The organism is Candidatus Megaera venefica (assembly GCF_034554655.1).
Classification (GTDB): Bacteria; Pseudomonadota; Alphaproteobacteria; order Rickettsiales; family Rickettsiaceae; genus Megaera_A; species Megaera_A venefica.
In genome coordinates this window covers 1-6575 of sequence record NZ_JARJFB010000107.1, presented here as the reverse complement: position 1 = coordinate 6575, position 6575 = coordinate 1, and the positions used below count along the sequence as shown (strand labels likewise).

Sequence of the window (6575 nt, the reverse complement as noted above, 5' to 3'; positions counted from 1 at the left end):
AAAAAATGAATGTGCGGTGATTTATTTTTGAAATTCTTGAAATTATATCAAAAATTTAGAGTTTTGACGGAGAGACTTACTATAGTTCTTGCCAATTATTTCCAGTACTGACTTTTGTATCTATTCCAACATCAAGTAAATAAGCGCTTTGCATAGTTGATTTAATGATCGCCATAGCTGAGGTAACTTCTGCTTCTGGGGATTCAAAAATTAATTCATCATGTATTTGTAATATCATTTTAGTCTTCATATTACGAGATGAAAGTGTTTTGTTCAGAAGTATCATTGCTATTTTCACGATGTCAGAAGCTAGGCTCTGCATAGGGGCATTAATTGCTGCGCGCTCGCTAAATGATCTAAGAGTATGATCTTTGCTATTAATGTTAGGAAGGAAACATTTGCGTCCCAGTAAATTTGATACGAACCCATTCCCTTTTGCAAATTCAATAGTTTCGCTCATATATTTCTGAATACCTGGATATTCTTTGAAATATTTTTCAATATAAGTTGCTGCTTCTTTTTTTGTTATATTTAGCTGACGAGCTAGGCCAAAGGAGCTAATTCCATAAATTATTCCAAAATTAATTGCTTTGGCTTTGCGCCTTACATCTGGCTCCATATGTTCAATTGGAATATCAAAAATCTGACTAGCTGTTTGTGCATGAATGTCTCTATTTTCGGCAAATGCTTTCTTAAGTTGGCCAATATTTGCAACGTGAGATAAAATGCGAAGTTCTATCTGCGAATAATCAGCTGAAATCAACTTCATTCCAGGCGTCGCCACAAAGGCTGCTCTGACCTTATTTCCGTCCTCTGTTCTGATTGGTATATTTTGCACATTTGGATTTATCGAGCTTAACCTACCAGTAGTTGTGGCGCATTGCAGATAAGTTGTATGAATCCTGCTGGTTGTTTTATCTACTTGCTCTGGTAATGTATCAGTATATGTATTTTTTAGCTTGCATAAGTGTCTATAATCTAAAAGTAGCTGCGCTATTTCATAACCTTCTATATTAAGTTTCTCAAGCGTGTCAGCATTGGTTGAGTAGGATTTAGATTTTCCAGTAACCTTACCAAACGGTAATTTCATTTCATCAAATAGAATAATCCCAAGTTGTTTAGGAGAAGATATATTAAATTCTTTCCCTGTAAAAATATAAATCTTTTTTTCTATAGCTTGTATTTTGGTAGCAAGCTCTGTAGACATATGCTTCAAATATTGGGTATCGATTTTAACACCAATATTTTCCATATCATGTAAAATATAGCATAAAGGCAAGTCAATCGAATCATATAGATGCAGGGCTTTATTTTCTACCAGTTTAGTAATAAGTCTATTATAACAGTCAATGAAATAGCTTGCATAATAAGTGTTGTCAGTTGGATTTGAACCTGAATATATATTTATAATATCCAATAATCCATGTGCTTTATTTCCATCATTTAGGACATAGTCCATAAGCATTAAATCATCAAAAGCATGGAAAGCTATATTTTCATTTTTAGAGTTGATTAGCTGAAGCAATGATTTTAGGTTGTAGGTAATTTTCTTGACAGCTTTGTTTGAGAATAGAGAATGTATTTGTTGTTTGATTTCTATGTCTTCTAATTTAGCATTTGAAAAAGAAAATAAGTCGTGTGCATCTAGTTGATCCTTATAGTCAACATGATACAAATTACCCCCAGTGGTTAAAATCAAATTATGTTTAGAATCTTGAATTCGATTAAAAACAGCAACCATTCCAAGTTTTTTTATTTCAAGAAATAACGGTTCAAGCTGCTTAGAATTGTCTATTTTTACTAGAGTTGGAATAACTTTTCCTTCTTCAATCATAAATGGATCGGAGATGCTTTCTATCTTAAGATTGAAAAGAGTCTCTACTCTTTTATGCAGAGATTTAAAGCCATATTCATTCAAAAAATTTGATATTTGATCAACCTTGGGAGAGACCCAATGAAAATTTTCTACATCTTGCTCTATATCAACATTTTTATCTAAACCCACTAATTGCCAAGATATCTTAGCATTCTGCAAGTTGTCCTGTAATAATTTTTGCCATCTAGGGTTCTTGATTTGGTCAAGAGAATGTATAATTTCGTCTAAGGTGCCGTACTCATTAATTAGCTGCGCAGCGGTTTTTGGACCAATACCTGCAACACCCGGAATATTATCGGACTTGTCTCCCATTAGGGCTTGTACTTCTCTAACTTTTAGTGCAGGAACACCAAATTTAGCTATGATGTCTTCTTCAGTTATATATTTGGATTTTGCCGGGTCGTACATTTTTACGAACCCATCTACTAATTGCATTAAATCTTTGTCCGAAGAAATAATTATTGCTTCTCGCCTAGTTGACGATGCTTTCGTAGCGAGCGTAGCTATTATATCATCAGCCTCAAAGCCAGCCTTAGAAAGATTTCTAAAATTTAGTGCATCAGCTGCAATTTTTACTAAATTAAGCTGAGATATCAAATCGTCAGGTACTGGAGGTCTGTTGGTTTTGTAATCTTTATAAATATTGTGCCTAAAATTTCTGCCTTCATGATCAAGAACAATAACTGCATGTTCTGGCTTAAAGTCATTGATCAATTTTATAAGCATCGAAGTAAAACCGTAGATTGCTCCTACATGTAATCCGGTTGGTGATGTTAGAGGTGGCTGAACATGGTAGGCTCTGAAGATAAAACCATAGCCATCTATTATAAGTAGCGGAGAATTATTTTTTGTTTTCTCCATCTATAGTTGTTTGAATTGAATTAGCATAAATTTCTATTTTATCTTTTGTCTTTGAAAAATCACCACTCATACCCAAAATGGGATGGCAGTTGGAGTATTCGTAGCAATATTTAAAAGGTAAAATCTTTCCTATATCCCTATAAATAATACACTAATTCAACCCAAACAACTATAGTTTATTTCTTTTGAATGAGTGAGTTTACGCTGTCTAATTCACTTTGGGTATTTACTCCAACAACTAGTTGATGGTCTAAGGATTTGTAATAAGATACTTTTTCACCAGCTAAAGCACATATTTCAATGATATTAGTTAAATACAGTTCTTTACCGTGGTTATTAGAGTCGGATATAAGACAACTATCTATATATTTTGTAAGTATTCCGGGCGCAAAAGCCATTATCCCAGAGTTGCAGAGAGTCACTTCTTTTTCTTCTGGGGTAGCAAACTTTGATTCAACAATTTTTTGAAAATTGTCTGCCTTGTCTAATATAATACGTCCATATTGATTTTGTTGTTCATATTCGAAAGCTAATGTCACAATTTTTGAGTCGGTTTTGTTAAGGTGATCAAATAATCCTATAATAATCTCTGCTGTTATTAATGGATTATCTCCATAGATAACGCCAATATTATCGTTATTGTTAAATAAATCTTTTGCAACAGCTACTGCGTGTGCTGTGCCTAGTTGCTCGGCCTGATTAACAAGTTTGCAGCGGTTACTAAACATGTGTAAATACGGATCTAGGTGCTTTGAGTATACTAATACAAGATCATTTGACACTTTATTACAGTTTTGTATCACTCTCTCAAGCATAGGAGTTCCACCAACTTTATGCATTACTTTCGGTAAAGAGGAGTTCATTCTGCTACCTTTGCCTGCAGCAAGTATAATTATTTGCATTTGTGTATTATATAAAGGGTAATTGAATTAACATAAGCTTCTATTTTTATCTTTTGTTCTTAACGTTCCAAAAATATAATGTTTAATTTGAGAGTTTATTAAAAATTTCTTCTGAAAGTTCGTAGTTTCCAAATACTTTTTGTACATCGTCACTTTCTTCTAAAGCATCGATTAGTTTTAGTAATTTTGCTGCTTTTTCTTCATCATCAATTGTAATGATATTTTGTGGTCTCCAGCCAAGCTCAGATTCAATTGGATCACCATATTTTGTTGTTAAAAACTCTAGGCAATCAGAGAAAGACTCAATATCAGTATAAATGATATGTTCAGTTTCAGTTGATTCAACATCCATAGCTCCTGCGTCAATAGCTGATTCCATAATATCATCACTTGATGCAACGGTTTTTACGAATTCAATTCTACCAACTCTATCAAACATGAAACTAACACTTCCATTTTCAGCTAAATTACCGCCATATTTGGTGAAAGCACTTCGTACTTCTGCAACGGTTCTATTTTTGTTGTCAGTTAAAGTTTCTACAATAATTGCAATACCACCCGGTACAAAACCTTCATATCGATTCTCTGTGTAGTTATCTAGATCGCTTGGGTCCGATGCTTGTGCTAAGGCTCTGTCAATCCGTTCTCTTGGAAGATTTTGGCTTCTTGCTGCAGATATGCTGTTTCGTAATCTTGGGTTAGCGCTAGCATCTACTCCACCAATTTTTGCTGCCGTAATTATTTCTCTGACCAATTTAGTAAAAAGTTTAGCCCGTTTTTTATCTTGAGCACCCTTGCGGTGCTGGATATTTTTAAATTTCGAATGTCCGGCCATTTTTAAGGTATCTATAAAAATAAAGTTTATATTGGTGTTATTTTAAAGAATTGCTCAAAGAAGGCAAGTAATAATAATATTTGGCCATTTTATATCAGAAGCTAGTTTTATGAAGTAAATGATGTTATATCAATAGCTCTGGTAATTACAATGATTTTGTAATATTGTGGGACAAACTTTAAAGATATAAAGCAAAGGAATATAAGCAAGTGACAAGCTACTACAATGAAATAATGCTTGAATTAAGTGATTATGCAAGGGAATTGAGTTTAGGATATATTGACTCATGGGGGCATGAAGAAAAAACAAGAGAAGCTGCTTTTGCTAAACGAATAATTTCAACATTTTATAAGTACAGAAGCCATCTTGCACTAATGAGTAAGATGCATAGACGAGATTTGGAAGATTGCATTCAAACTCATAAAAATAAATATTTGAGTCTTTTTGAGTCTAATAATTTTTCTAAAAGTGAAATAGCTCAATATTTATCTGAAATTAAGGAGATAATTTTTTCTATCAAGACTCATGCTCAAGGAGAAAATCTTGAAAGAAAGGAAGTGGATATAGTGAGTCAGCTGGTATATAAAATCACTCATAATGCTCAGGTGCTATTCGCAGAGCAGTCACATAATCAACTAGCTAAAGATACAATATTAGCCTCAGCGATAGTCTATCAAATCAAATCCTTAGATTCAGATAACCAAAATAAATTGCTGGATAGGTTACTGCTCATTAAAGAGATTTGGAATATTGAAAATGCTGAGGAAGGTGAAAAGGAGACGATTAAATACAAATTTTATCAGAATCTAGCTAGCTTTATTGATACAAATTTTATAGATAATATTGAATCTGCCTTTGATCAGATAATTAGTTTTTTTGTGATAAAGTCGAGCGTTTTAGAACAGCTTACTGATTTGCAGTTAATTCATCTGTATGACAGACTAAAAAATTCTGAACAGATAAATAAGCTAAGTCCACAGTTGTTAGACACGATTCACACAGAATCTCAGTATAGGTATAGTTATAATAGATTAGGTGATTCTGGATACGAACTGCTTAGCAGATTTCAAAACCTTGATGCTTTAACTCATCAAATAGAAGGTTTTGAATTTGCAACAGTAGAATTACACTTGCTTCATAATACCAATTTTTTGTCTCAATATTTGCAATTGCTATTAAAGCAAGCCGATAATATAAGAGCTTTTGGTTTAGCAAAGAATGACAATCTGCTTGCTATAATCAAAAAGATTGATACAAAGATACGTCATCTTTCTGTTCAGGAGCAGCAAACCATAAAGAGTGCTCTTACTTCTTTTAGAGGTAAACTTGGTAACGCTCTAGAAGGGCATATCCAAAAAAGATTTGTCGAACTGGACAAATACACAATAAATTCGTTGACGACAAGGTATAGATTATTGCTAGAAAATATGCTGCATCTGTTTGAAGATGATGCTTTAGGCAGAAAGTTTTTACGAGAAGGGTTTGTAACAAAGCTTGCTAGTAGCTTTTATTTTCCAAACTTATCTAATTCCGTTGATAAAATAAGAAAAATGGCTGAAGATAAGAAGGAAGTAAGGGCGCAACTTCTAGAGCTGAATCTCTCTGATATATTTCTTCATCCAGGAGTATTGAATAAAATTACTAGTTTAGATTTTAAAAAAGTAGCGTTAAATCCGGAAATAAAATCACCCTCTGATTTTGTTCATGCTTTAGTTAAGCATATAATTTCTGTTTGTAGCGCTTTTCAACTTGAAATTCTTTATAAACCTTTGCTTGGCCTGGAAGATCTAACCCCTCTTCAGATTTACTTAAGAGAAGAAGTAGCAAAAGAAGTACGCCAGCGTACATCAGTTGCCAAAATGATGTATTCTATTGTATCGGGAAGAAAGAAAGAATATGATCGCTTAGGTCGGATTAAAAGGAAAGAACAAGAGGGTGGTTTATCTAAAACTTCTATTGATTCCAAATTATAAGGGCTATGTTGCAAATAACCTGAACTATGTATAAGAGAATACAAAACGTATTGGGTCTGTCCATCTAAGTGTGTAAATTCCTTATAGGTTATATAATCAATTAATATAACTAAGAGGAATAAAATATG

At 33.2% G+C, this 6575-nt stretch carries 4 protein-coding genes; 1 reads left to right on the top strand and 3 read right to left on the bottom strand.

What is annotated here, in order from left to right; genetic code table 11:
- Positions 1 to 79: 79 nt before the first annotated feature.
- From polA to Megvenef_RS06600, 3 genes are all read right to left on the bottom strand, one after another.
- Positions 80 to 2737 (bottom strand): DNA polymerase I, encoded by a 2658-nt coding sequence (gene polA / locus Megvenef_RS06610; RefSeq protein ID WP_322777187.1) that lies wholly within the window; start codon positions 2735 to 2737, stop codon positions 80 to 82.
- A 176-nt stretch (positions 2738 to 2913) separates the two neighbouring features.
- Complete coding sequence (locus Megvenef_RS06605; protein WP_322777186.1) at positions 2914 to 3639, bottom strand: NTP transferase domain-containing protein; 726 nt, start codon at positions 3637 to 3639, stop codon at positions 2914 to 2916.
- Between the two features lie 82 nt (positions 3640 to 3721).
- Positions 3722 to 4474 carry a YebC/PmpR family DNA-binding transcriptional regulator gene (locus tag Megvenef_RS06600; protein ID WP_322777185.1) on the bottom strand — a complete coding sequence of 251 codons (753 nt, stop codon included), beginning with the start codon at positions 4472 to 4474 and terminating at the stop codon, positions 3722 to 3724.
- Positions 4475 to 4683: 209 nt separating this feature from the next.
- Between Megvenef_RS06600 and Megvenef_RS06595 the strand changes: the two genes are divergently transcribed.
- Positions 4684 to 6447 carry a hypothetical protein gene (locus tag Megvenef_RS06595; protein ID WP_322777184.1) on the top strand — a complete coding sequence of 588 codons (1764 nt, stop codon included), beginning with the start codon at positions 4684 to 4686 and terminating at the stop codon, positions 6445 to 6447.
- The last annotated feature ends 128 nt before the right edge of the window (positions 6448 to 6575 follow it).

Bases quoted from the DNA above. Each gene is read 5' to 3' on its own strand.
- polA (WP_322777187.1), bottom strand. From the start codon at position 2,737: ATGGAGAAAACAAAAAATAATTCTCCGCTACTTATAATAGATGGCTAT.
- Megvenef_RS06600 (WP_322777185.1), bottom strand. From the start codon at position 4,474: ATGGCCGGACATTCGAAATTTAAAAATATCCAGCACCGCAAGGGTGCT.
- Megvenef_RS06605 (WP_322777186.1), bottom strand. From the start codon at position 3,639: ATGCAAATAATTATACTTGCTGCAGGCAAAGGTAGCAGAATGAACTCC.